This window comes from Amycolatopsis rifamycinica (assembly GCF_000695625.1).
Classification (GTDB): Bacteria; Actinomycetota; Actinomycetes; order Mycobacteriales; family Pseudonocardiaceae; genus Amycolatopsis; species Amycolatopsis rifamycinica.
The window spans coordinates 1-24,977 of the sequence record NZ_JMQI01000008.1; the positions used below are offsets into that span (position 1 = coordinate 1).

The window sequence follows — 24,977 nt, forward strand, 5'->3', positions numbered from 1 at the left end:
TGCCCGGGGAGGTTGCGATCGTGGTGACACGTGATTGGATGATCTTGGTGTGAGGGAGGGCCTCTGGGTTCGGTGTGGATTGCGACGTCTACCCCGCCTCACGGAGGCCCTCGTGATCCACGCTAACGCACCCCTCACCCCAACCGGCAGACTGCGCCTGGCCCGTTGTGTGGTCGAGGACGGCTGGCCGCTACGACGGGCCGCGGAACGGTTCCAGGTGTCGGTCTCCACCGCCGCCCGCTGGGCCGGCCGCTACCGCGACCTCGGCGAAGCCGGCATGGCCGACCGGTCCAGCCGCCCCCGCACCAGTCCGGCCCGGACACCGACGCGGACCGAGCGGCGAGTCATCAAGGTCCGGGTGATCCGCCGGTGGGGACCCGCGCGGATCGCCTACCTGCTCGGCCTCAACCCCTCCACGGTGCACCGAATCCTGACCCGCTACCGGCTGGCCCGGCTGACACACCTCGACCGAGCCACCGCCACCCCGATCCGCCGCTACGAACACCCCGCCCCCGGCGACCTGGTCCACGTGGACATCAAGAAGCTGGGCAACATCCCCGACGGCGGCGGCCACCGCGCCCTCGGCCGCGCCGCCGGGCGCCGCAACAGCGGTCAACGCGGCCACGGCTACGCCTACCTGCACAACGCCGTCGACGACCACAGCAGGCTGGCCTACACCGAAATCCATGCCGACGAGACCACGGAAACCGCGGTCGCCTTCTGGGCCCGCGCCCAGGCGTTTTTCGCCGGCTACGGCATCACCATCCGGCGGGTGCTGACCGACAACGGCGCCTGCTACCGCTCACACCTGTGGCGCGACACGCTGCGCGACGCGGCGATCGCACCCAAACGCACCCGGCCCTACCGGCCGCAGACCAACGGCAAAGTCGAACGCTTCAACCGCACCCTGCTCGAAGAATGGGCCTACGCCCAGCCCTACCGAACCGAGACCGAACGACGCCGCGACCTGCCACACTGGCTGCACACCTACAACCATCACCGCGGACACACCGCACTCGCAGGCCACCCACCCGCCAGCCGCGTCCCCAACCTCACAGGTCAGTACATCTAGCCCTTCACTCCAGCCATTCGGTGCTGAAGTGGTCGCTTTCGTGGATGTGCACGGCCTCGTAGACCCCGGGGCCGAGCACGGCGAACTTGTGCGGTGTGCCGGCCGGGACGACGAGCACGTCCCCGGCGCCGCCGTCGCGCTGCTCGTCGCCGACGGTGAACCGCGCCCGCCCGCGGATGATGACGAACGTTTCGGTGTAGGGGTGCCGGTGCAGCCGCGGGCCGGAGCCGACGACGTCCGTGCTTTCGCGGATGACGGAGACTCCGGACCCGACGTCGCGTCCTTCGAAATTCTCGCTGTCGCTCACCCGGCCAGGGTAGCCCTCACGGGTTGGTCACGGCCTTGCGCAGCTGCCCCAGCGCCCGGTGCTGGGCCACGCGGACCGCGCCCGGCGTCGAGCCGACGGCGGCCGCGGTTTCCTCCGCCGACAGGCCGACGACCACCCGCAGCACGACGATCTCCCGTTGCCGGCGCGGCAGCACGCCCAGCAGGTTCGCCATCCGCTCGCGCAGTTCGCGTCGCAACGCGTGGTGCTCGGGCCCCAGCGAAGAGTCGGGTTCGTCGGGCAGCTCGGCGACCGGTTCGTCCTGCCGGGCGGCCGCCTTGCGCGCGGCCGCGACCTTCATCCGCGCGATCCCGCAGACGAAGTCGGGGAACGGCCGTTCCGGCGACCGCCGCGGCAGCGCCTTGAGCAGGGCGACGCAGACGTCCTGGACGACGTCGTCGGCCGAATCGGGGTCCAGCCGGGCGCGGCAGTAGCGCACCACGAGCGGCCTGGCTTCGGCCAGCAGGTGGTCCGAGATGGTGGTCATGGCTTCCCTCCGTGCGGGGGAACTACCCCCATTCCACGGAGACGGACCCGGGCGGCGCGGATTCCCGGCTATTTCCGGGAACACCGCGACCGCGGCGACGATCCCTTGGCCGACGGGCGAAATGACCTAGTCCTGCGCGGTCGGCCGCACGACGATCTCGTTGACGTCCACCTCCGCCGGCTGGTCGATGGCGAACGCGATCGCGCCGGCGATCGCCTCCGGCGGGATGGCGACCGCGTCGCGGCTCTCCACGAGCCGGTCGCGGACCTCCGCCTCCGGGATGCCGTCGATGAAATCCGTCGCGATCAAGCCCGGCGAAACGAGCGAGACGCGCAGGTCCGGGCCCGCTTCCTGGCGCAGGCCTTCGGAGATCGTGCGGACCGCCGTCTTCGTGGCCGCGTACACCGCCATCGTCGGCACCGTGCGGTACGCCGCCGTCGAGGCCGTGTGCACGAACTGGCCGAAGCCCTGCGCGCGGAACACCGGCAGGGCCGCCGCGATGCCGTGCAGGACGCCCTTGACGTTGACGTCGATCATCGTGTCCCAGTCGTCGACGCGCAGGGAGTCCAGCGGGGAGATCGGCCCCACCCCGGCGTTGCCGACCAGGACGTCCAGCCGGCCGTGCGTCTCCCGCGCCAGCCGCACCAGCGCGGCGACGTCTTCCGGGCGCCGGACGTCCGTCGGCAGGCTGATCGCGCCCAGCCGCCCGGCCAGCGCGTCCAGCCTGTCCTTGCGCCGCGCGCCGAGCACGACCTTCGCGCCGCGCTCGGCCAGCAGGGTGGCCGTCGCCGCGCCGATCCCGCTGCTCGCCCCGGTGATCACGACGACCTTGTTCTCGATCATGACGCTCCTCGAAAGTAAGTGGACAACTGTCCGCTTCAACGTTAGCGGACAGTTGTCCGGTTGGCCAGGCGTGCTCTACCGGCACTTCCCAGCCGGGAAGCGCTCCTGACCGCGGTGTACCGCCACGAGCTCGTCGAGGCGCCGGCACTGCTCGGCGAAGATGAACCCGCCGAGGCACTCCGCCGGTGATTCGAGCGCCTGGTGCGTACTACGGGCCGGTGGTCTTCACGGCTCCTGCCGCGACCGGAACGCGTCGAGCACGCGACGCTCCCTTTTGGTCGGCCGGCCCGTGCCGCGGTCGCGGCGGGCGACCGGGATCGCCGTCTCCGGGGGTGGCTTCGGGGTGCGGTCCACGTAGCACGTCGCCGCGTCGGGGGCGCCCACGCGCTTCTGGATCACGCGGACCACGTCGAAGATCTTCGTCGTCCCGCCGACGCGCAGGCGGACCTCGTCGCCCGGGACGACCGTGGTCGCCGGCTTGGCCGGTTTGTCGTTGACGCGCACGTGGCCGCCGCGGCAGGCCGCCGCCGCGTCCGGGCGGGTCTTCGTCAGCCGGACCGCCCAGAGCCAGCGGTCCACTCGGGTGGACTCCACAGTCGTCCATCATGGCCCATTCAGCGGCACCGGCCCCCGACGCGGCCAGGTTACTCGTGGGTATATGTCGACTTGTCTGTACCGCGCGGCTATAACTTGTTCTAAAATACCTCAACGGTGAGGACAACACATGAGTGGCGAACCCGTGTGGAGAACAACTTCTGCGTCCGTATCCCGTCGTCTCTTCATTGCTGGAACTGGTTCTATCTTGGCGAGTGCCGCGCTGGCCGGCCGAGCGACGGCGGCGCCGGCGCAGGCGGCCGCCGTCACCGACGGCGCCCGCGTGTCCGCGCTGGTGATCGGGTCGGGCTACGGCGGTTCGGTCGCCGCGCTGCGGCTCGCGCAGGCCGGCGTCGACGTGCAGCTGGTCGAAATGGGCATGGCCTGGGACACCCCCGGCTCGGACGGCAAGGTCTTCTGCACCATCACCAACCCCGACCAGCGCTCGTTCTGGTTGCGCACCAAGACGAAGCAGCCGTTGTCCAACTTCCTCGGGTTCCCCATCGACAAGGACATCCCGCGCTACACGGGCATCCTCGACGCCGAGGAGTTCAGCGGGATCACCGTGTACCAGGGCCGCGGCGTCGGCGGCGGCTCGCTCGTCAACGGCGGCATGGCCGTCACGCCGAAACGGGAGAACTTCGGCGCGATCCTCCCCACGGTCGACGCGAACGAGATGTACGACGTCTACTACCCGCGGGCCAACGCCGGCCTCGGGGTCGCGAACGTCCGCCCGGCCTGGTTCGACACCACCGACTGGTACCAGTTCGCCCGCGTCGGCCGGAAACAGGCCCAGCGGTCCGGGTTCCCGTTCGTGTTCGTGCCGGACGTGTACGACTGGGACTACATGGAGCGGGAGGCGGCGGGCACCGTCCCGAAGTCGGCGCTGGCCGCGGAAATCCTGTACGGCAACAACTACGGCAAGAAGTCGCTGCAGAAGACCTACCTGCCGAAGATCGCCGCGACCGGCCGGGTCACCATCTCGCCGCTGCACCGCGTGACCCAGGTGCTCCCCGCGTCCGGCGGCGGCTACACCGTGACCATCGAGCAGCTCACCACCGCCGGTGCGGTGTCCGCGATCAAGACCGTCACGGCGGACACGGTGTTCTTCGCCGCGGGCAGCGTCGGCACGAGCAAGCTGCTGGTGAAGCTCAAGGCGACCGGCGCGCTGCCGAACCTGAACGGCGAGGTCGGCAAGGGCTGGGGCGACAACGGGAACGTGATGTGCGGGCGCGCCAACCACATCTGGGATCCGACCGGGGCCTCCCAGTCGACCATCCCGTGCGGTGGCATCGACAACTGGGCCGCGGGCGGCGCGTTCGCCGAAGTGGCGCCGCTGCCGACCGGGATCGAGACGTGGGCGTCGTTCTACCTGTCGATCACGAAGAACCCGAACCGGGGCCAGTTCAGCTGGAACCCCTCGACCCGGACCGTGGACCTGAACTGGCAGACGGCGTGGAAGCAGCCGTCGATCGACATGGCGAAGACCATCTTCGACAAGATCAACGCGACCGAGGGCACGATCTACCGGACCGACCTGTTCGGCACGTACAAGATCTGGGGCGACCATCTCACCTACCACCCGCTCGGCGGCGCGGTGCTCGGCAAGGCGACCGACAACTACGGCAGGCTCGCCGGCTACCCGGGCCTGTACGCGATCGACGGCTCGCTGATCCCGGGCAACACCAGCGTCAACCCGTTCGTCACCATCACCGCGCTGGCGGAACGCAACATCGAGAAGATCATCGCGCAGGACTTCTGAGCCCGCGGTCGTGAGGGGCGCCCGCCCCTCACGACCGGTGGGAGGGCAGGACGCAGACGGTGTCGAGGCCGAGGACGTGATTCAGTCGTCCGAACGCCAGCCAGGCGCCGAGGCTCATGCTCAGCTCGACGATCTCCTGCTGGCTGTACGACGCGGACATCCGCTTCCAGAACTCGTCGTCGAGGTGGTGGTGGTCGGTCGCGTACCGCTCGGCGTACTCGGCCGCGAGCCGCGTCCGCTCGTCGAAGCGGTCCGTGGTGCGCCACTCGAGGACGGCGTCGGCGAACTCCGCTTCGACCTTCTGCCCGTCGCGTTCGGTGCGCCAGTCCAGGCAGAAGACGCAGCCGTTGATCTGCGCGATCCGCAGCCGCGCGGCCTCGAACTCCCGCAGTCCCAGTGTCGTGTGCTCGTACACCGCCAGCGAGAACTGCGACGCGGCGATCCCGATGCCGGGCACCAGTTCGCCCCAGACGTACCCGATCGGGTCCTTGCCCGCGGGGATGTCGATGTTCACGGACGGCTCCTTCCGAGCTTGCCCGCCGCCGGGCGCAGCGGGACGTCGAGTGCGTCGTAGAGGCCGGGTTCCGCCGCGGCCAGCCAGTCGATGGCGCCGACCAGGCGGCCGACGGCGGTGGCGTTGCCGCCCGCCGACCGGTTCTCGCCTTCGTCGGTCGCCTCGACGGTGACCTCGATGCGCGGCCGGCCCTCGATGATCACGCGGTGCGCGCCATCGCCGCTGGGCGGGGCCGGCCAGTCGGGCGCGCACGACGGGTGGATGCGCGTCACGTGCTCGATGACGATCCGCGGCTCGCCGCCGACGATGCCCTGCACTTCGAACCGCACCGCGCCCTGCGTGCCCTTCTCGAACTCGCCCATGGTCCGCGTGGTGACGGTCTCGTCCAGCGGACGCCGGTCCAGGGTCTCCCGCAGCTCGGTCACCTCGACGCCGAGGCCGCGCGCGATCAGCCGGACCTGCCCGCCCCACACCATCGACGGCACGCCGGTCATCAGCATCGGCGGGTCGTAGTCCATCGGCTGGCCCATCCCGACCAGGTACCGGACGGAGTCGGGCTGCTCGTAGGTCGAGTAGTCGAAGATCTCCTGGCAGCGGACGACGTCGACGTCCGTGCCGAGCCCGCTGAGCAGCAGCGGCAGCACGTCGTTGCCCCAGCCCGGGTCGACGCCGGAGACGAACAGCGAGCCGCCGCCGTCCTCGATGGCGGCCAGCACCGGGTCCCGCAGTTCCGGGGGCGCGTTCCGCTGGTCGTAGAGGGGGTAGAGGGCCGGCGTCACGACGACCGCGCCCGCCCGGACCGCCCGCACGATGTCGGCGAGCGCGTCGTCGAACCGGACGTCGCCCGAAGCGGCGTACACGACCGCCCGCGGGCTCGCCGCCAGCACGGCCTCGATGTCGTCGGTGGCGGCGACACCCAGCGAAGAACCGAGCCCGGCCAGCTCGCCCGCGTCCTTGCCGACCTTCGCCCGGTCGTGGACGAGCACCGCGGTGAGCTCCAGCGCCGGGTGGGCGTCGACGGCCCGGATTGCCGCACGGCCGACGTTGCCCGTGCCCCACACCACTGTGGCGATCATGGCCCGAGTTTTCGCCGGTTCGCGCGGGTGCGGGTAGGACTTCGTTCCGGCCAGCGGACCGCGCGAGCGTTGGTAACATGACCAGCGCCCGAACGTCGTATCGGAGGCCCGCGATGACGATCGACCCGAAGCCCCGCAGCCGCACGGTGACCGACGGGATCGAGGCCGCGCCCGCCAGAGGCATGCTGCGCGCGGTCGGGATGGGTGACGGCGACTGGACGAAACCGATCATCGGCGTCGCCAGCTCGTGGAACGAGATCACGCCGTGCAACCTGTCGCTGGACCGGCTGGCCCAGGCGTCGAAGGAAGGCGTGCACGCGGCCGGCGGCTACCCGCTGCAGTTCGGCACCATCTCGGTGTCCGACGGCATCTCCATGGGCCACGACGGCATGCACTTCTCGCTGGTCTCGCGCGAGGTCATCGCCGACTCGGTCGAGACGGTGATGCAGGCCGAGCGGCTCGACGGCTCGATCCTGCTGGCCGGCTGCGACAAGTCGCTGCCGGGCATGCTGATGGCCGCCGCGCGCCTCGACCTGGCGTCGGTGTTCCTCTACGCGGGCACGATCGCCCCCGGCTGGGTGAAGCTCACCGACGGCACGGAAAAGGACGTCAGCATCATCGACGCCTTCGAGGCGGTCGGCGCGTGCCGGGCCGGGCGGCTCGGGACCACCGACCTCGACCGCATCGAACGCGCCATCTGCCCCGGTGAAGGCGCCTGCGGCGGCATGTACACCGCGAACACGATGGCGTCGGCGGCCGAGGCGATGGGGATGAGCATGCCGGGGTCGGCGGCGCCGCCGTCCGCGGACCGCCGCCGCGATCACTACGCGCACCTGTCCGGGGAAGCCGTCGTCGGGCTGCTCGAACGCGGCATCACCGCGCGCGACATCCTCACGCGGGAGGCGTTCGAGAACGCCATCACCGTCGTGATGGCCCTCGGTGGTTCGACCAACGCCGTGCTGCACCTGCTGGCCATCGCGCACGAAGCCAAGGTCGAGCTGACGTTGGACGACTTCAACACCATCGGCGACCGCGTCCCGCACCTGGGGGACCTCAAGCCGTTCGGCAAGTACGTGATGCAGGACATCGACCGCCACGGCGGCATCCCGGTGCTGATGAAGGCCCTGCTGGACGAGGGCCTGATCCACGGCGACGCGCTCACCGTCACCGGGCGCACGGTGGCCGAGAACCTCGCCGAGCTGGACCCGGACCCGATCGACGGCGAGGTCCTGCGGCCCCTGGACAACCCGCTGCACCCGACCGGCGGCATCACCATCCTGCGCGGCTCGCTCGCCCCCGAAGGCGCGGTCGTGAAGTCCGCGGGCTTCGACACGGCCAGCTTCGAGGGCCCGGCGCGGGTGTTCGAGCGCGAGCAGGAGGCGATGGCGGCGCTGAACGAGGGCCGCATCGAGGCCGGCGACGTCATCGTCATCCGCTACGAAGGACCCAAGGGCGGCCCGGGGATGCGGGAGATGCTGGCGATCACCGCGGCCATCAAGGGCGCCGGGCTGGGCCGTGACGTCCTGCTGCTGACCGACGGCCGGTTCTCCGGCGGCACCACCGGCCTGTGCATCGGGCACGTCGCGCCGGAGGCGGTCGACGGCGGGCCGATCGCCTTCGTCCGCACCGGCGACCGGATCGCCGTGGACATCAAGGCGCGCAGCATGGACCTGCTGGTCGACGCGGCCGAGCTGGCCCGGCGCCGCGAGGGCTGGCAGCCGCTGCCGGCCAAGTACCCGGACGGAGTGCTCGGCAAGTACGTGAAGCTGGTGCGGTCGTCGTCCTACGGGGCCGTCACGAGCTGAACGAGGGCGCGCTTGTCCACCTTGCCGACGTCGGTGAGCGGCAGCGCGTCGACGAAGTCCACGGCCGCCGGGACGTAGTGCTCCTGGCCGAAGGCGTCCCGCGCGTGGGTTTTGAGGTCGTCTTCGGTCACTTCGCCGGAGGCGACCACGACGGCGTGCAGCAACCGGCCGTCCGGGCCCGGGACGCCGAAGACGGCCGCGTTCCGCACGGCCGGGTGCGTTTCCAGCGCGTGTTCGACGACGGTGGTGGGGACCTTCGTGCCGTGCTCGCCGGCCACGACGACGTCGTCCGCGCGGTCGAGCAGGTACAGGTAGCCCTCGTCGTCGAAGCGGCCGAGGTCGCCGGTGCGCAGCCAGCCCGCGCCGATGTCCGGGCCGCCGAGATAACCATCCATCATGGCCAGTCCGCGGACCTCGACCTCGCCGCCGGTGAGGCGCGCCTCCATGCCCGGCACGATCCGGCCGACCGAGCCCAGCCGCTCCGGCCGGTCGAGCAGCTCGGCGGCGGAGATGCTCGCGATCATCGGCGCCTCGGTGAGGCCGTAGCCCTGGCCGACGACCGGCCCGAAGACGTCGAGGGCCTGCGCGAGCCGGTGCGGCGGCAGCGGCGCGGCTCCCAGGGAGAGCGAGCGGACGCTGGTGAGGTCGGTTTCCGGGCGCCTCGGGTGGTCCAGGACGGCGGCCAGCCGCGGTGGCGTCAGTGACAGCGTGTCGATGCGGTGGTCCTGGATCGCGTCGAGGACCGCCGCCGCGTCGAAACCGTCGTGGACGACCACGGTGTCCCGGCGCAGCAGCGCGCCGAGCACGGTGGCGTTGCCGGTCATGTGCGTCATCGGGGCGACCAGCAGCGTGCGGCCCGGGCCGTTCGGTGACGGCGTGAAGAGGTGCGCCATGCCGTCGTAGATGCCGCTGTGCCGGATCAGTTTCGGGGTGCCGGTGGTGCCGCCGGTGGGGAAGAGCAGGCGGACCGTTTCCGGCGGGTCGAGTGGCGCCGGTTCGGCGTCGAGGTCGTCGAGGGTGCGGACGTCGCCCGCGGGCCAGTCGCGCGGCCGGTCGGTGACGACGGTGGCCCCGCTCGCCGCGGCGAGCCGGTCCCGGACCGGCGCGGAGGCCGGGACCATGAGCACGGTCGCGCCGCGCAGGAGCGCCGCGAGCTGGACGAGGACCGTCTCGGGCCGGTTGCGCAGATCGACGGCGACGGTTCCGGTGCCGCCCAGTCCGCCGTGGAGGCGGCGCAGCCGGTCGCGGGCCTGGTGGTAGGTGGTGACGCCGTCCTGGATGAAGAGGGGGTGCGCGCCGCCGTCGTCGAGGGCGGCGAGGACCTTCGTCAGGAAGAAGCTCACCCGGGGACGGTACTCAGTCCTGGTAGGAAAGCTTCGCGAGTTCCTCGTCGAAGTCGAACCAGTCGGTCTCGCTGCCGGCCGGGATGACGTCGTAGGTGCGGTCGAGGAAGGCCGCGATCTCCTTCGCGGGTGCTTCGAGCACCGCGGCGCCGTCGGGGGAGCTGAGCTCCACGACGACCAGCGCGGGGTCGCCGGCCGGGCCGATGCGCACGTCGCCGTCGCCGCAGCGGGCGAGGAGGCCGTCGGCCAGCAGGTCGCGGCCGAAGAGCCACCGGACCGCGCTGGGGCCGGCGTGCAGCACCACGGCGACCGCGTACGGATCGCGGGTGTCGTACTCCAGCTCGGCCGGCACCGGTCGCGGCTCCGCCCCGAAGGTACGCAGGGCGAAATCGATGCGGGCATTGGTCACGCTGTACGGGTCCGTCATGGGACCGCCTTTGCTACTCGTCGGTTAACTTCGTCTGGTTCCAGGGATAACCCATAGTCAGTTCAACGCCCAGCGTTCTGAAAAACTTTCACACGCGAGGGTGATCAAGAAGTGGCCGAGGTCACCGCCGGCGTGGCCGAACGGGCAACTCCATCACGCACGGTCACCGCCGGTAACTGAGCTCCAGCCCGGCGTCTTGACTGACTCGTTCCGGACCCAGGACGTCCCGAAAGAGTCCGCCGGAACGGTCTTTCGGAGCCGCGCCGCCGCCGGATGGGTCCCGGTGCCGGATTTGCGCCGTCCGGGTGGGATGGGTCACCGGGCACCAGTCCGGGCGGCCGCCCGGCCGCGAACCCCTGGCACAAGCAGGGGTGAAGCGGAGGGTGCCGGGCATGGGTGAGCGTGGGCGGTTGCGGCTGCAACCGGATGAGGCGCCGGCGACCGCGCCGAGCGCCGACGAACTGCTCCGGCGCGTCGCGGCAGGGGACGAGACGGCGTTCGCGTCACTCTACGACCTCGTCGCCGGTCCGGTGCTCGGCCTCGCGACGCGCGTGCTGCGCAATCACGCGCAGGCCGAGGAAGTGGCGCAGGAGGTACTGGTGGAAGTGTGGCGCAAGGCCACGAGGTACGAGCCGGAGCGCGGCAGCGCGCTGTCGTGGGTGCTGACCATCGCCCACCGGCGGGCCGTGGACCGCGTGCGCTCGCACCAGGCCGGTGCCGACCGCGAGGAACGGGCCGGGCTGATGGACGTGCGGCGGCCGTTCGACGAGGTCACCGAGTCCACTTTGGCCGGTCTGGAGCAGCAGCGGGTGCGGCAGTGCCTGGCCGCGCTCACCGACCTGCAACGCGAATCGATCGTGCTGGCCTACTACAACGGCTACACCTATCCCGAGGTCGCCGAGGTGCTGCAGGTCGCCCCGGGCACGGTCAAGACCCGCATCCGCGACGGCCTGATCCGGCTGCGCGACTGCCTGGGGGTGGACCGATGACCGCCGAGCTGCACACCCTGACCGGGGCGTACGCCCTGGACGCCGTGTCCGAAGCGGACCGTTCGGAGTTCGAGCGGCACCTCGGCGAATGCGCCGCCTGCCGCCAGGAAGTGGCGGAGCTGCGGGCGACCGGAGCCCGGCTCGCCGTGGCCGCCGCGATCGCCCCGCCGCCGTCGCTGAAGGCTCTGGTGCTCGCCGACGTGGCCCGCACCCGCCAGCTGCCGCCGAAGGTGCCGGTGGTCCGCCGGCTGAACCGGGCCAAGACGTGGCAGCTGCGCATCTCGCTCTTCGGCGCGGCCGCCGCGGCCGTGGTGGCGGTCGTGCTCGGCGTCGGCCGGGCCCCCGCGCCCGTGGACTCGGTGCTGAGCGCCCCGGACGCGGCCGCGGTCCAGGGCGACGGCGAAGGGCACGCCACGCTCGTCGTCTCGCGCAGCCGGAACCAGGCCGTGCTGCTCGCGTCGGACCTGCCCGCGCTCGACGCCGGCCACGTCTACCAGGTGTGGCTCATCGGCACCGGGGGCGCCCGGTCGGCCGGGGTCATGACGTCCGAGGCGTCGCAGCGGATGCTCGTGGCCGACCTCCCGCCGGACGTCGACCGGATCGGGATCACCGTCGAGCCCGCCGGTGGTTCGCCCGGCCCGACGACCCCCGCCGTCACCCGGATCGACCTCGCCTGACCTCCGGCCCTCGGACGAGCGCTCGACGGTGAAGCCGCCGGTGCATAAATACGTCGGAGGGCGTTTGAAACCGGTTATTCCGGAAAAGTGCGCGTCGCACCCGTTCTTCTGACGGGTGACCGACAGAAACGTTCACGACGCGGTGACCCGGATCACCCGAATGGGGGCAAACCGATTTCCCGGTAGGTCCGAATCAAGGGCAAGAAGCAGTTCTCAGCCGCTTATGGGAGTGATTTTCGTGACCAAGCTCCGTGTCGCCGGAATCGGCGCCGTCGCCGTCGCCGCCCTGTCGCTGACCGCGTGCAGCAGCAGCGACACCGCTTCGTCGGGCAGTTCCAGCAGCTCGATGCCGTCGTCGTCGGTGCCCGCGCCGGCCACCAGCATGGCGTCCGGCGCCGGCAACGGCGTGACCACCAACGCCGACGTGTTCGGGCCGGCGTGTTCGCAGCTGCCGCAGGGTTCCGCGCCCGGTTCGCTGGACTCGATGGGTCCGCAGCCGGTCGCTTCGGCCGCGTCGACCAACCCGCTGCTGACCAAGCTGGTGGCGGCGGTCAAGGCCACCAACCTGGTCGACACGCTCAACAGCCAGGAGGCCATCACGGTCTTCGCGCCGGCGGACCCGGCGTTCGCCGCCCTCGGTGACGCCAAGTTCAACGAGCTGGCCGGCAAGCCCGCCGAGTTGTCGCCGATTCTGCAGTACCACGTGGTCGGCAAGCGCTACGACGCCAAGGGCCTCGCCTCGGCCGGTTCGCTGGAGTCCCTGAACACCGCGGGCGGGCCGCTGAAGATCGAGGGCTCGGGCGAGAACATGACCGTCAACGGCGCGAAGATCCTGTGCGGCAACATTCCCACGAAGAACGCCACGGTCTTCGTGATCGACAAGGTGCTGACCCCGGGCACCAACAAGTAGTCAACGGCCCAGCAGCGGCCCCAGGCGTTCCGCGATGTCGGTGAGGATCTGCACGTAATCTTCGTGCTCGAAGGTGAACGGCAGGGCGAAAGCCACCTCGTCGACTTCGCGGAACGCCGCGTGTTCGTGCAGCCGTCCGGCGATTTCCGCGGACGTGCCGACGAAGTCGGGGGAGAACAGCATCCGCGCGGGGCCCTGCGGTTCCGCGGTGCGGGGCAGCCGTTTCTCCGCGTAGGCTTCGTATTTCGCGCGCTGTTCCGGCGTCGCGCTGTCGGTGGGGATCACGACCAGGCCCTGGGAGACGCGGCCGGCGGGGTGGTGCTCGAGGAAGGTCCGGATGTGCGAGAGCTGGATCTCGGCGAAGTCCGTGGATTCGCCTTCGGCCTTGACCACGCTGCTGGTCAGGAAGTTCATCCGGTGCTCGCCCGCCCACTCCGCCGAGCGCAGGCTCGCACCGCCGTACCAGAGCCGGTCGCCGAGCCCGGGCGACTGCGGCTGGACGCGGTCGGAGAACACCTCGAAGCCCGCGGTGCCGCTGAACCCCGTCGCCGGCTCGCCGCGCACGAAATCCAGGAACCGCCGGACGCGTTCGTAGGAGAAGTCCTCGACGTCGGCGGTGTCCGGGTAGAGGGCGTGCTTGACCTCGTCCCAGCGCATCGGCGGGCCGACGCTGAGGCCCGGGTTGAGCCGCCCGCCGGAGAGCAGGTCGACGGTGGCGAGGTCCTCGGCCAGCCGCAGCGGGTTCTCCCAGCCGAGCGGGATCACGGCGGTGCCCAGCTCGATCCGGCTGGTCCGCTGGGTCGCCGCGGCCAGCACGGCGACCGGCGAGGAGATGCCGTGCTGAAGGTGCCGGTGGCGCACCCAGGCGCTGTCGAACCCGAGCCGTTCGCCCAGCTCGATGATCTCCAGCGTCGATTCGTGGCCCCGGCGTGGGTCGGCCGCGTCGAACAGGCCGATGGTCAGGAAGCCGAGCTTCCGCAGTGGTCGTGACACGCAGCCGATTCTGCCCCCGGGCGCGGGGGTGTTCCACTGGGTGGGCCAACCCTCCCGCCGCCGGTCGAGGCCGTCGAGGGTGAGGTCCAGGCCGAACTCGTACTCGGCCTGGTCGTCGCACCAGCCCAGGGTCGAGTCCGGGTGGTCGTGGGCGATTTCGCAGGCGGCCACTCGGTGTTCGCCTGCCGCCGGGTGCTCTCGCGCGACGGCAGGTTCGCCGCCGTCGGCGGCCCGGCGGGGCGCTGGGTGCAGCCGGCCGGGCACGCCGAGGGCAAGGTCGTCGTGACCCTCGGCGTGCCCGGCCGATCCGCCTAGCCGTTGTGCGGGCAGTTGCCCCGGTAGTCCGAAATGGACAGGCTGGTGCTCGGGATCGGGCAGAGGAACTGCTCGTACCGGGTGTCGTTGTCGATGAACCGTTTGAGCCAGGACAGCGTGTACTTCGCGATCGTCGTGTTCTCGGTGTTCGGCGCGAAGTGGCTGGCCCCGCGCAGTTCGAGGTACGCGCGGTCCAGTGTGGACGGAAGGCTCGTGTAGAACGGGATCGAGTGCGACGCCACCGGCGCGATCGTGTCCGACTGCGCCCCGACGACGAGCGTCGGCACCCGCAGCGTCGACCAGTTCTTCGTCAGGTTCCAGCCGGTCAGTGGCACCGCGGCCTGCAGCGACGGCCGCGAACGCGCCGCTTCGAGGGTGCCGCCGCCGCCCATGGAGTGCCCGACGACGCCGAGCCGGCTGCTGTCGATGCGTGCGCGCACCGAGCTCTGCTGCGTCAGGTAGTCCAAGGAGGCCAGCAGCTGCCTGCCGCGGCTGTCGGGCTGGTCGGAGGTGGTCAGGGTGTCGATGGTGAACACCACGAAGCCCTGCGAGGCCAGCCGCGGGCCCAGCCACGCGATGCTCGACTGGGTGGCGGTGAAGCCGGGCGCGATCGAGATGGCGCCGAACGTGCCGGCGGTCGTGGTCGTCGGGTAGTAGATCGTGCCGCCGCCGAAGCCGGAGACGGCCAGCCGCGACACCGTGACGGTGCTCGTCGCGAACGAGCCGCGGCTGGCTTCGATGCTGGACGTGGTCGGGGCGGGGCCCCGCTCGTACGGGTTTTCGGCGGCGGGCGCCGGCGCGGCGACGGCCGTGGTCACCGCCAAGGCGGCCAGCACCACGCCGGCGGCCTTGCCCCGCCACCCACGGCGGCGGGAAATTTTCCCACTCGGGCCGGACGTCGTCGGCGGGCTGATGAGTGCAGACATGGATCGCTCTCTTTCCCCGGGCAGGCGAAAGTACGCCCGGACACAGACGGGCGGATCGGTGGATCGAGTGCACGGCAACGGAAACGGGTGCCGCGGGCGGGGTGCGGGGTAACCGCTTTCCCGAGGCCTATGAAACACCTTGGCGAAATGTTCCACATCCTCCGAATGGGGGAGTGGTCTGACGAACTGTGCGGTCGCTCAGTGAACCCGGACCGGGTCCAGGGCCCCGCGCACCAGGGTGTCGACGAGCGTCGTCGCCACGGTCAGGTCCACCGAGCGGGCGGCCAGGACGTCGGAGTACAGGAACGATTCACCGAGCCGGACCACCGCGAACGCCAGGTCCGGCAGCCCGACGAGCGGGGCCAGCCCGGCGGCGTCGGCGTCGGCGCGGAACAGCTCGACGTGCGCGTCGACCAGGCCGGGCTGGACGGCGCCGCGCGGATCGGTCAGCACGCGGAGGGCGACCGCCGACTCCGCTTCGATCAGCTTGCGCATGCCTTCGCTGGCGGCGACCTCGCGGCGGTACTCCTCCATGACCCACAGGCAGCGCAGCCGGCCGTCCGGCGTGCGGACCGCGTCGCCGTGCCGGGCGCGCCAGCCGTCGAGCGCGCGCTGCCAGGTCCGGTCCGACATCAGCCGCAGCCCGGCGCCCATCAGGTCGTCGCGGTTGCCGACGCGCCGGAAGAAGGTGGTGCGCGAGATCCCGAGCTCGGCCGCCATCCGGCCGAGGTCGAGGCGGGTCCCGGTCATCAGCAGCCGGGCCGCGTGCCGGACGATGTCGTCGGTCGAGACGGTCACCGGTTCACCCTAGTGCCCAGGTGGGCGCCGGTTACCTTGAAGTGCGCGCGGTCCGTTGGGCTAGCGTGGTTTTCGTGCGCGTAGACATCTGGTCCGATCTGGTCTGTCCCTGGTGCTATCTCGGCAAACGCCGCTTCGAACGGGCGGTGGCCGAAGCCGGCGTCGACGTCGACGTCGTGCACCACTCGTTCCAGCTGGATCCTTCGTTCCCGCGCGGCACTTCCCGGCCGACGCGCGAGGTGCTGGCCGAGAAGTACGGCCGGACGCTGGAAGAAGCCGACGCGATGGAAGCGCAGATGGAGCAGCGCGCGGCCGCCGACGGCCTCGAGTACCACCTCGACGGCGTCCACATGGGCAACACGGTCGACGGCCACCGCCTGGTCCATCTGGCGGCGGAGCACGGCATCGCCGACGCCGTCGTCGACCGGTTCTACGCGGCGCACTTCACCGAGCGGCGCTCGCTGTTCGACCACGATTCGCTGGTGTCGCTCGCCGCGGAAGCGGGACTGGACGCGTCCGAGGCGCGAGCCGTGCTGGAGTCCGACGCGTACGAAGCGGAAGTGGCGGCGGACGGCGAGCAGGCTCGCGCACTCGGCGCGTCCGGCGTCCCGTTCTTCGTGATCGACCGGCGGTACGGCGTGGCGGGAGCCCAGTCGCCGGAGGTGTTCGCGCAGGTGCTGAAGCGAGTCAGCGACGACGCCGCCGCCGGGTGAACCGCGACCGGTCGGTGGCGACACCGGCCAGGTGCAGGGCAACGCACAGAAGCCCGGCGGTGGTGAGCGTCCCGGTGGTGATCACCGGGCCCAGCCCGAACCCGGCCAGCTCCATGAGCAGGGCGAGCCCGAAGAGGACGGCGGCGAGAATGGCGAGCATGACGGCCTCGTTTCCGTGGGTGGAGCCGAATGGTCCACGCCACTGCGACGTTCGCGGTACCGGGACTTCCGGCTTGGTGGCCGGTAATTCCCCCGTGCCCGCGCCCTGAAACGCGCCATCTCCCCGTCTCGCCCCGCTTCGCTCGCGGCCCGCGCACCCACCCGGCCGGCTCGCGCCGCTGCCCAGCCCCGGGTACCGGCAAGCTCGGCTCGATCGGCACGGGCCACGACGAAGCCGGCTAAGCCCGCAGACCCGCGGGGGCGCCCCCCGTCTTCCACGCTACCGGCAAGCACCGACAAAACCGCTCCGCCGCCGCGTGCGCAAAGCGGCATCACCCGTGATTGGAACGCCATCACCCGTGATTGGAGAGGCATCATTCGTGACTGGAGGGGCATCACGCGTGATTGGAGGGGCATCGCGCTGATGCCTGCCCAGTCACGTGTGATGCCTGCCCAGTCACGTGTGATGCCTGCGCAGTCACGGGTGATGCCTGCCCAGTCACGGGTGATGCCTGCGCAGTCACGTGTGATGCCTGCGCGGACACGGGTGAGGGGCGGGCTTTAGGCGGGGGGTGGGGCGGTGCTGGAACGGATGACCAGTTCCGTTGGGAGCAGGACCGGTTCGCCGGCCTCCGTGCCCGTCTCGATCTCCGTCAGGAGGGCCTTCACCGCGTGGCGGCCGACCGCCTCGAACGACTGGCGGATCGTGGTGAGCGGGGGCCAGAAGTGGGCCGACTCCTCCATGTCGTCGAAGCCGACCACGCTCACCTCGGCCGGCACCCGCCTGCCCGTCTCGTGCAGTGCGCGCAGCAAGCCCAGCGCCATCTGGTCGTTGGCCGCGAACACCGCCGTCACCGCCGGGTCCGCCGCCAGGCGCAAGCCCGCCTGGTAGCCCGATTCCGGTGACCAGTCGCCGGTCAGCACCGGTGGTACCGCGCGGTCCGCGCGCTCCAAAGTGGCCTGCCACGACTTTCGGCGCCGCTCCGCGGAGTAGGACTGCGGCGGCCCCGCGATGTGCCAGACCGTGGCGTGCCCGAGCGAGAGCAGGTGGCTGGTCGCCCGGGCCGCGCCGTCGGCCTGGTCGTTGTCCACCACCGGGTAGTCGTAGCGGGCGCTCGAGTCGATCACCACCACCGGGAGCCCGTGGGGCAGCTCGATCTCGCTCTGGTCGAGCTGGTGCTGCTCGATGAGGATGATGACGCCGTCGACGGCCTGCTCGTTCAACGTGCTGAACGCGCCCGTCACCTCGCCCTGGGTCGGCCGCGTCACGGGCATCAGGATGATCGAGAACCCCTCCGGGACGACCGCCGCCGCGATGGCGTCGAGGGTGCGGCTGTTGCCGAACGTCGGCAGCGCCGAAATGATCACGCCGATGCTGCGGAACTGGCCGTTGCGCAGGGCGCGGGCCGCGCTGTTGGGCCGGTAGCCGACCCGGCGCATCGCGGCCAGGACCCGCTCGCGCGTGGCGTCGTCCACATTGGTCTTGCCGTTGGCCACCCGGGAGACCGTCTGGCCCGACACGCCCGCCTCGCGGGCCACGTCCGCCATCGACGGTCCCCGCCGCCGTCCGGCGCGACCGGAAGCGGACGGGGTCACTGAGTGGGGTGGCACGGTCACTCCTGGATGTCCTGGACATGTTTACGTCAACAAGTTACTCTGCGGCCGTCCATGTTGACGTAAACATGAGGCCGGGTCCAGCATCCGGCTCAGGTGACCACTCGGAGAGACGATGACGTCCACAGCGGCTCCGCCCGCGCCGGTGCCGGCGCGCCGGGCACCCGCGGCCCGCCGGCCGCGGCGGAAATGGCGGGGCTGGCTCTTCGTCGCCCCGTTCATGCTGGTGTTCGCGCTGACCTTCATCGCGCCGGTCGTGTACGCGTTCGTGCTGAGCCTCTTCCGCGACCAGGCCTTCTTCGGCGGCACCGTCTTCGTCGGCGCCGACAACTACGTGCAGGTCTTCGGCGACCCGAAGTTCTGGGAGGCCTTCCGGCGGGTGCTGGTGTTCCTCGCCGTGCAGGTGCCGATCATGCTGGTGCTCGCGCTGGTCGCGGCCCTGGCGATCGACAGCGCCCGGCTGCACGCCGCCGGGTTCTTCCGGATCGTGATCTTCCTGCCGTACGCGGTCCCCGCCGTGGTCGCCGCCCTGATGTGGGGCTTCATCTACGGTGACCACTTCGGGCTCGCCGCCGACCTGAACCACCTGCTCGGCACCGACTCCATCAAGCCGCTGTCGCCGAACTGGCTGCTCACGTCGATCGGGAACATCGTCACGTGGGAGTTCGTGGGCTACAACATGCTCATCTTCTACTCCGCGCTGAAGGTGATCCCCAAGGAACTGTTCGAGGCCGCCGCGATCGACGGCGCCGGCACGTTCCGCACGATCCTGTCCGTCAAGCTCCCCGCGATCCGGGGCGCCATCGTGGTCGCCACGATCTTCTCGATCATCGGCAGCTTCCAGCTGTTCAACGAGCCGAACATCATGCGCAACCTGGTGCCGAACACGATCGGGACGTTCTACACGCCGAACATGTACGCCTACAACCTCTCCTTCAACGGGCAGCAGTACAACTACTCCGCCACCGTCGCGATCGTGATGGGCGTGATCACCGCGGTCATCGCCTACGTCGTGCAGCTGCGCGGCTCCCGGAAGGAGATGTGACGTGGCTGCCTTTTCCGTGACCAAGCCCCGCAAGTCCCGTGTCCTCACCGGCTTCATGGCGCTGTACCTGATCTACACCCTGGTTCCCCTGGTGTGGCTGGTGATCAACGCGTCCAAGACCCAGCCGTCCCTGTTCTCGACCTCAGGGCTGTCCTTCGGCGACACGTTCGCGCTGTTCGACAACATCGGCCAGACGTTCACCTACAACGGCGGCATCTTCTTCCGCTGGCTCGGCAACACCCTGCTGTACGTCGTGGTCGGCGCCGGTGGCGCGACGATCCTCGCCACGGCGGCGGGCTACGGGCTGGCCAAGTACCGCTTCCCGGGCCGCCGCGCGGTGTTCGCCGTCGTCCTCGGGGCGGTGGCCGTGCCGCCGACGGCGCTGGCCGTGCCGACGTTCCTGATGTTCAGCAAGCTCGGGCTGACGAACACGCCGCTGGCGGTCATCATCCCGTCGCTGATCAGCCCGTTCGGCCTGTACCTGATCTGGGTCTACGCCGCCGACGCCATCCCCGACGAGCTGCTGGAAGCGGCGCGGATCGACGGCGCGGGCGAGCTCCGGATCTTCCTCACCGTGACCCTGCGCCAGCTGGTCCCCGGGATCATCACGGTCACGCTGTTCACGATGGTGCAGACGTGGAACAACTACTTCCTGCCGCTGATCATGCTCAGCGAACCGAAGTGGTACCCGCTGACCGTCGGGCTCAACCAGTGGAGCGCGCAGGCCAACGGGGCAGGCGCCCAGCCGATCTTCAACCTGGTCCTCACCGGGTCGTTGCTCACCATCATTCCCCTCGTCGTCGCTTTCCTGCTCATGCAACGGTTCTGGCAGTCCGGGCTGAGCGCCGGAAGCGTTAAGCAGTAACCCGCCGTCACACCGCCGTGAAGGGACACCCGATGTCAAGATTCCGCACCCGCGCCAAGGCGGCCGCCGCCGTCGCGCTGGCCGCCGCGCTCGCGGTCGGCTGCTCGTCCGGGGGCACGCCGTCCGCCCCCGCCGCCGCCACCGGCACCCAGGACTCCGTCGACGCCGCGCTGAAGGCCGGCGGCGAGATCACGTACTGGAGCTGGACGCCGTCGGCCAAGGACCAGGTGGCCGCGTTCCAGAAGGAATACCCGAACGTCAAGGTCAACTACGTCAACGCGGGCACGAACAAGGAGGAGTACACCAAGCTGCAGAACGCGATCAAGGCCGGCTCGGGTGCCCCCGACGTCGCCCAGATCGAGTACTACGCCCTCCCGCAGTTCGCGCTGACCGACTCGCTGGCCGACCTCAACCAGTTCGGGTTCGGTTCCTTCGAAAAGGACTACAGCGCCTCGACGTGGGCGCAGGTGAAGAACGGCAACGGGATCTACGGCCTGCCGCAGGACTCCGGCCCGATGGCCCTGTTCTACAACAAGGAGGTCTTCGACAAAAACGGCATCGCCGTGCCGAAGACCTGGGCCGAGTACGTCGACGCGGCCAAGAAGCTGCACACCGCCGACCCCACAAAGTACATCACCTCGGACACCGGTGACGCCGGGTTCGTGCTGAGCATGATCTGGCAGGCCGGTGGGCGCCCGTTCACCGTCGACGGCCGGAACGTGAAGGTCAACTTCGGCGACGCGGGCACCAAGAAGTGGACCGCGATGTGGGACCAGCTGATCCAGGGCAAGCTGCTCGCCCCGGTCAAGGAGTGGTCCGACGACTGGTTCCGCGCCCTCGGCGACGGCACCATCTCCTCCCTGGTCACCGGCGCCTGGATGCCGGGCAACTTCATCTCGTCGGTGCCCGGTGGCGCCGGCAAGTGGGCGGTGGCCCCGATGCCGACCTACGACGGCAAGCCGGTGACCGCGGAGAACGGCGGCAGCGCCCAGTCCGTGGTCAAGCAGAGCAAGAACCCGGCGCTGGCCGCGGGGTTCGTGCGCTGGCTCAACCACGCCGGCGGCGTGCAGCCCTTCATCAAGAGCGGCGGCTTCCCGTCCACCACGGCCGACCTGACCTCGCCCGCGTTCGTCGACGAGGCCGTGCCGTACTTCGCCGGCCAGAAGATCAACCAGGTGCTGACGAGTGCGTCGAAGGACGTCGCGCCGGGCTGGACCTACCTGCCGTACCAGACCTACGCCAACAGCGTCTTCAGCGACACCGCCGGCAAGGCCTACGTGAACGCCACCGGGCTCGACGCCGGGCTGGCGGCCTGGCAACAGGCCATCGTCGACTACGGCAACCAGCAGGGCTTCACGGTCAGCGCCGGATGACCGTCCACATCGAAGGCGACGTCGGTGACCCCGCCCAGGTCATCGGCCCGGTCCCGCGCCGCCTCTTCGGCTCCTTCGTCGAGCACATGGGCCGGTCCGTCTACACCGGGATCTACGAACCCGGACACTCCACAGCGGACGACCGCGGGTTCCGCGGCGACGTGCTCGAGCTGGTCCGCGAGCTCGGCCCGACCGTGCTCCGCTACCCCGGTGGCAACTTCGTCTCCGGCTACCGCTGGGAAGACGGCGTCGGACCGGCCGAAACCCGGCCGGTCCGGTTGGACCCGGCGTGGCACAGCGTCGAGTCCAACCGCTTCGGCCTGCACGAATTCGCCGCGTGGGCCGAAGCCGCGGGTGCCGAGGTGATGTACGCGGTCAACCTCGGCACCCGCGGCGTCCAGGAGGCCGCCGACGTCCTCGAGTACTGCAACCACGCCGGCGGCACGGAGCTCAGCGAGCGGCGGCGCGCCAACGGCGCCGACCGCCCGTTCGGCTTCAAGCTCTGGTGCCTGGGCAACGAGATGGACGGCCCGTGGCAGATCGGCCACAAGACGGCCGAGGAGTACGGCCGCCTGGCCGCGGAGACCGCCCGGCTCATGCGGATGATCGACCCGGACGTCGAGCTCGTCGTCGCGGGCAGCTCGCACGCCGACATGCCGACGTTCGGCTCGTGGGAGCGCACGGTGCTGCGCCACACGGCCGAGCTGGCCGACCACATCTCGCTGCACGCCTACTACCAGGAACTGCACGGCGACACCGACAGCTACCTGGCCAGCGCGGCCGCGCTGGACCGCTACATCACCACGACGGCCGGGGTCATCGACGAAACACTGGCGGAGCTGGGTCTCGACAAGACGATCGGGATCAGCGTCGACGAGTGGAACGTCTGGGACCTGCGCCGCTGGAACGAGGTCGACCAGGCGAAACTCGCCGAGGGCGGCTGGCGGCAGCACCCGCGGATCATCGAGGACACCTACACCGTCACCGACGCGGTCGTCGTCGGCTCGCTGCTGAGTTCCCTGCTGCGCAACGTCGACCGCGTCACCATGGCGAACCAGGCGCAGCTGGTGAACGTCATCGCGCCGATCCGCTCCGAGCCCGGCGGCCCGGCGTGGCGGCAGACGACGTTCCACCCGTTCCGGCAGGTCGCCGCGCTGGCCGGCGGGGCGAGCCTGCGCCTGGCCGTCGAAGGCGAGCGGCTTCGCACCGCCCAGCACGGCGAAGTCGACCTGGTCGACGCCGCCGCGACGGTCGAGGACGGCGGGCGCGGCGCGGTGTTCCTGACCAACCGCGCGACGGCGTCCCCGACCGAGGTCCGCATCCGCCTGCGTGGCGCCCGGTTCGGCGTGTACGCCGCCGAGACCCTGACCACGCCCGACGGCGAGACGCGGCACGCCGTCAACACCGCCGACGCACAACCGGTCCGGCCGGTGCCGCTGCCCGGCGCCGTCGCGACGTCCGATCCCGGGGGGACCACCATCACCGTGACACTGCCACCGTTGTCCTGGACCGTGCTGCAGCTGACCCCGCAGGCGGGCCCGGATGCCTGAGTTCGCCATCGGGGAGCACGACTTCCTGCTCGACGGCCGCCCGTTCCGCATCCTGTCCGGCGCCCTGCACTACTTCCGGGTGCACCCGGACCTGTGGGCCGACCGGATCGACAAGGCCCGGCGGATGGGGCTCAACACCATCGAGACGTACGTGGCGTGGAACGCGCACGCCCCCGAGCCCGGCGCGTTCGACCTGTCGGGCGGCCTCGACCTGGACCGCTTCCTGCGGCTCGTCGCCGAGGCCGGGATGTACGCGATCGTCCGGCCCGGCCCGTACATCTGCGCCGAGTGGGACAACGGCGGGCTGCCGGCGTGGCTGTTCCGCGACCCCTCGGTCGGGGTGCGCCGGTACGAGCCGAAGTACCTGGCCGCGGTCCGCGAGTACCTGACGAAGGTGTACGAGGTCGTCGTCCCGCACCAGATCGACCGCGGCGGTCCGGTGCTGCTGGTCCAGGTGGAGAACGAATACGGCGCGTTCGGCGACGACAAGCGCTACCTGGCGGCGCTCGCCGAGCACACGCGCGAATCCGGCGTCACCGTGCCACTGACCACAGTGGACCAGCCGACACCGGAGATGCTGGCCGCCGGCAGCCTCGACGGGCTGCACCGGACCGCGTCGTTCGGGTCCGGCGCCGAGGCGCGGCTGGCGATCCTGCGCGCGCACCAGCCGACCGGGCCGCTGATGTGCAGCGAGTTCTGGAACGGCTGGTTCGACCACTGGGGTGCCCACCACCACACGACGTCGGCCGCGGATTCGGCGGCGGAGCTCGACGCGCTGCTCGCCGCCGGCGCCTCGGTCAACCTGTACATGTTCCACGGCGGCACCAACTTCGGGCTCACCAGCGGTGCCAACGACAAGGGCGTCTACCAGCCGCTGATCACCTCCTACGACTACGACGCGCCGCTGGACGAAGCCGGCGACCCGACACCGAAGTACCACGCCTTCCGCGACGTGATCGCCCGCTACCACAAGGTGCCCGACACGGTCCCGCCGCCGGCCCGGCCCGCGCCGACGCCGCGGGGGATCCTGCGCGACCCCGTCCGGCTGCTCGACGCCCCGGACCGCTTCGGCACCTGGGAGTTCCACGAAGAGCTGCCCGCGTTCGACGACCTCACGCCGATGCCGCGGCTCGCCCTGCTGCGCACGTCGGTGGCGGGCGACCGGCCCGGCGTGCTGACCTTCGGCGAGGTCCGCGACCGCGCCACGGTGTTCTTCGACGGCAACCTCGTGGGCACGCTCTCCCGGGAGCACCACGACCGCGCGATCCCCCTGCCGCGCGCGGCAGGCGAACTGCTGGTGCTGGTCGAGGACCAGGGCCGCGTCGACTACGGCCCGCGCATCGGCGAGGCGAAGGGCATCATCGGCGGGGCGGAGCTGCACGGTGAGCCGCTGACCGGCTGGGACGTGCTGCCGCTCGACCTGGCCGCGGTGCCTTCGCTGCGTCCTTCGGCGCCCGAGTCCGTGTCGGGACCGGTGGCCGGTCCGGTGGTGCTGCGCGCCGACATCGATGTCGACGAGCCCGCCGACCTGTTCCTCGACACGGGGGAGTGGGGCAAGGGCGTCGCGTGGCTCAACGGGTTCCCGCTGGGCCGGTACTGGCGGCGCGGTCCGCAACGGACGCTGTACGTGCCGCGCCCGGTGGTCCGGGCCGGCGCCAACGAACTCGTCGTGCTCGAACTCGGCACGATGCTCGACCCCGCGGCCCGGTTCGTGCCGCGGCCGCTGCTCGGCCACACCGAAGCCTGAGAAAGTCCCCACCGCACCGAAGGGCAGTTCGACGATGAACTTGCGGCGTTTGCTC

The 24,977-nt window shown here is 70.8% G+C and carries 26 protein-coding genes; 13 read left to right on the forward strand and 13 right to left on the reverse strand.

The features are described 5' to 3' along the window. Positions 1–112: 112 nt before the first annotated feature. A complete protein-coding gene (locus DV20_RS03935) occupies positions 113–1,072 on the forward strand; it encodes an IS481 family transposase (RefSeq protein ID WP_043776491.1) in 960 nt (319 codons plus the stop codon). Between the two features lie 4 nt (positions 1,073–1,076). Here DV20_RS03935 and DV20_RS03940 read toward each other — a convergent pair whose 3' ends face one another. The 4 genes from DV20_RS03940 to DV20_RS03955 all read right to left on the reverse strand — a co-directional run bounded on the left by DV20_RS03940 (position 1,077) and on the right by DV20_RS03955 (position 3,321). Next, a complete protein-coding gene (locus tag DV20_RS03940; protein ID WP_043776492.1) occupies positions 1,077–1,379 on the reverse strand; it encodes a cupin domain-containing protein in 303 nt (100 codons plus the stop codon). 16 nt (positions 1,380–1,395) lie between these two features. Next, positions 1,396–1,884: a sigma-70 family RNA polymerase sigma factor gene (locus DV20_RS03945; RefSeq protein WP_043776493.1), complete on the reverse strand. Its 489-nt coding sequence runs from the start codon at positions 1,882–1,884 to the stop codon at positions 1,396–1,398. 126 nt (positions 1,885–2,010) lie between these two features. Beyond that, positions 2,011–2,727 (reverse strand): SDR family oxidoreductase, encoded by a 717-nt coding sequence (locus tag DV20_RS03950; protein WP_043776494.1) that lies wholly within the window; start codon positions 2,725–2,727, stop codon positions 2,011–2,013. Positions 2,728–2,952: 225 nt separating this feature from the next. Then, positions 2,953–3,321: an RNA-binding S4 domain-containing protein gene (locus tag DV20_RS03955; RefSeq protein ID WP_235190696.1), complete on the reverse strand. Its 369-nt coding sequence runs from the start codon at positions 3,319–3,321 to the stop codon at positions 2,953–2,955. 208 nt (positions 3,322–3,529) lie between these two features. Here DV20_RS03955 and DV20_RS03960 point away from each other — a divergent pair, with 208 nt between their 5' ends. Continuing rightward, positions 3,530–5,083 carry a GMC oxidoreductase gene (locus tag DV20_RS03960; RefSeq protein ID WP_043776496.1) on the forward strand — a complete coding sequence of 518 codons (1,554 nt, stop codon included), beginning with the start codon at positions 3,530–3,532 and terminating at the stop codon, positions 5,081–5,083. A 28-nt stretch (positions 5,084–5,111) separates the two neighbouring features. On the opposite strand, the gene DV20_RS03965 is transcribed toward DV20_RS03960, so the two are convergent. Both DV20_RS03965 and DV20_RS03970 read right to left on the reverse strand, forming a co-directional pair. Continuing rightward, complete coding sequence (locus DV20_RS03965) at positions 5,112–5,597, reverse strand: carboxymuconolactone decarboxylase family protein (protein WP_043776497.1); 486 nt, start codon at positions 5,595–5,597, stop codon at positions 5,112–5,114. Further along, positions 5,594–6,673 carry an NAD(P)H-dependent amine dehydrogenase family protein gene (locus DV20_RS03970; RefSeq protein ID WP_043776498.1) on the reverse strand — a complete coding sequence of 360 codons (1,080 nt, stop codon included), beginning with the start codon at positions 6,671–6,673 and terminating at the stop codon, positions 5,594–5,596. The genes DV20_RS03965 and DV20_RS03970 overlap by 4 nt, the downstream gene beginning before the upstream one ends. Positions 6,674–6,786: 113 nt before the next feature. Between DV20_RS03970 and ilvD the strand changes: the two genes are divergently transcribed. Next, positions 6,787–8,478: a dihydroxy-acid dehydratase gene (gene ilvD / locus DV20_RS03975; protein WP_043776499.1), complete on the forward strand. Its 1,692-nt coding sequence runs from the start codon at positions 6,787–6,789 to the stop codon at positions 8,476–8,478. On the opposite strand, the gene DV20_RS03980 is transcribed toward ilvD, so the two are convergent. Together DV20_RS03980 and DV20_RS03985 are read right to left on the reverse strand one after the other, a co-directional pair. Beyond that, a complete protein-coding gene (locus DV20_RS03980) occupies positions 8,457–9,821 on the reverse strand; it encodes a class I adenylate-forming enzyme family protein (RefSeq protein WP_043776500.1) in 1,365 nt (454 codons plus the stop codon). The genes ilvD and DV20_RS03980 overlap by 22 nt on opposite strands. Before the next feature lie 13 nt (positions 9,822–9,834). After that, positions 9,835–10,248, reverse strand: coding sequence for an SsgA family sporulation/cell division regulator (locus DV20_RS03985; RefSeq protein WP_043776501.1), 414 nt, complete (start codon positions 10,246–10,248; stop codon positions 9,835–9,837). A gap of 392 nt (positions 10,249–10,640) precedes the next feature. Between DV20_RS03985 and sigK the strand changes: the two genes are divergently transcribed. The 3 genes from sigK (at position 10,641) to DV20_RS04000 (ending at position 12,824) form a co-directional block, all read left to right on the forward strand. Then, positions 10,641–11,237: an ECF RNA polymerase sigma factor SigK gene (gene sigK / locus DV20_RS03990; RefSeq protein ID WP_043776502.1), complete on the forward strand. Its 597-nt coding sequence runs from the start codon at positions 10,641–10,643 to the stop codon at positions 11,235–11,237. Beyond that, positions 11,234–11,914 carry an anti-sigma factor gene (locus DV20_RS03995; protein WP_043776503.1) on the forward strand — a complete coding sequence of 227 codons (681 nt, stop codon included), beginning with the start codon at positions 11,234–11,236 and terminating at the stop codon, positions 11,912–11,914. The genes sigK and DV20_RS03995 overlap by 4 nt, the downstream gene beginning before the upstream one ends. Before the next feature lie 238 nt (positions 11,915–12,152). Beyond that, on the forward strand, positions 12,153–12,824 hold the full coding sequence (locus DV20_RS04000) for a fasciclin domain-containing protein (protein WP_043776533.1): 672 nt from the start codon (positions 12,153–12,155) through the stop codon (positions 12,822–12,824). Here DV20_RS04000 and DV20_RS04005 read toward each other — a convergent pair whose 3' ends face one another. Beyond that, positions 12,825–13,817, reverse strand: coding sequence for an LLM class flavin-dependent oxidoreductase (locus DV20_RS04005; RefSeq protein WP_043776534.1), 993 nt, complete (start codon positions 13,815–13,817; stop codon positions 12,825–12,827). A gap of 147 nt (positions 13,818–13,964) precedes the next feature. On the opposite strand from DV20_RS04005, the gene DV20_RS44670 reads away from it, so the two are divergent. Next, entirely contained in the window at positions 13,965–14,132 is a 168-nt protein-coding gene (locus DV20_RS44670) for a hypothetical protein (protein WP_235190697.1), read from the forward strand. On the opposite strand, the gene bdeA is transcribed toward DV20_RS44670, so the two are convergent. Then, entirely contained in the window at positions 14,129–15,058 is a 930-nt protein-coding gene (bdeA, locus tag DV20_RS04010) for a bis(hydroxyethyl) terephthalate hydrolase (RefSeq protein WP_043776504.1), read from the reverse strand. The two genes, DV20_RS44670 and bdeA, sit on opposite strands and share 4 nt — an antisense overlap. 198 nt (positions 15,059–15,256) lie before the next feature. Next, on the reverse strand, positions 15,257–15,856 hold the full coding sequence (locus DV20_RS04015; RefSeq protein ID WP_043776505.1) for a QsdR family transcriptional regulator: 600 nt from the start codon (positions 15,854–15,856) through the stop codon (positions 15,257–15,259). Between the two features lie 74 nt (positions 15,857–15,930). On the opposite strand from DV20_RS04015, the gene DV20_RS04020 reads away from it, so the two are divergent. Beyond that, on the forward strand, positions 15,931–16,569 hold the full coding sequence (locus tag DV20_RS04020; RefSeq protein WP_200876347.1) for a DsbA family oxidoreductase: 639 nt from the start codon (positions 15,931–15,933) through the stop codon (positions 16,567–16,569). Here the strand turns inward: DV20_RS04020 and DV20_RS04025 are convergent. Both DV20_RS04025 and DV20_RS04030 read right to left on the reverse strand, forming a co-directional pair. After that, positions 16,544–16,729, reverse strand: a complete 186-nt coding sequence (locus tag DV20_RS04025) for a hypothetical protein (protein WP_013229246.1) — start codon at positions 16,727–16,729, stop codon at positions 16,544–16,546. The genes DV20_RS04020 and DV20_RS04025 overlap by 26 nt on opposite strands. 560 nt (positions 16,730–17,289) lie before the next feature. Beyond that, positions 17,290–18,276, reverse strand: coding sequence for a LacI family DNA-binding transcriptional regulator (locus DV20_RS04030; RefSeq protein WP_051735786.1), 987 nt, complete (start codon positions 18,274–18,276; stop codon positions 17,290–17,292). Positions 18,277–18,457: 181 nt separating this feature from the next. Between DV20_RS04030 and DV20_RS04035 the strand changes: the two genes are divergently transcribed. From DV20_RS04035 to DV20_RS04055, 5 genes are read left to right on the forward strand one after another with little or no spacing between them, the layout of a single operon-like run. Then, positions 18,458–19,387 (forward strand): carbohydrate ABC transporter permease, encoded by a 930-nt coding sequence (locus tag DV20_RS04035; RefSeq protein WP_200876348.1) that lies wholly within the window; start codon positions 18,458–18,460, stop codon positions 19,385–19,387. A gap of 1 nt (position 19,388) precedes the next feature. Further along, positions 19,389–20,252: a carbohydrate ABC transporter permease gene (locus tag DV20_RS04040; RefSeq protein ID WP_043776508.1), complete on the forward strand. Its 864-nt coding sequence runs from the start codon at positions 19,389–19,391 to the stop codon at positions 20,250–20,252. 32 nt (positions 20,253–20,284) lie between these two features. After that, complete coding sequence (locus DV20_RS04045; RefSeq protein ID WP_051735787.1) at positions 20,285–21,625, forward strand: ABC transporter substrate-binding protein; 1,341 nt, start codon at positions 20,285–20,287, stop codon at positions 21,623–21,625. After that, a complete protein-coding gene (arfA, locus tag DV20_RS04050) occupies positions 21,622–23,175 on the forward strand; it encodes an arabinosylfuranosidase ArfA (protein WP_043776509.1) in 1,554 nt (517 codons plus the stop codon). Before DV20_RS04045 ends, arfA begins: the two co-directional genes overlap by 4 nt. After that, positions 23,168–24,922, forward strand: a complete 1,755-nt coding sequence (locus DV20_RS04055; RefSeq protein WP_043776510.1) for a glycoside hydrolase family 35 protein — start codon at positions 23,168–23,170, stop codon at positions 24,920–24,922. The genes arfA and DV20_RS04055 overlap by 8 nt, the downstream gene beginning before the upstream one ends. Positions 24,923–24,977: the final 55 nt, after the last annotated feature.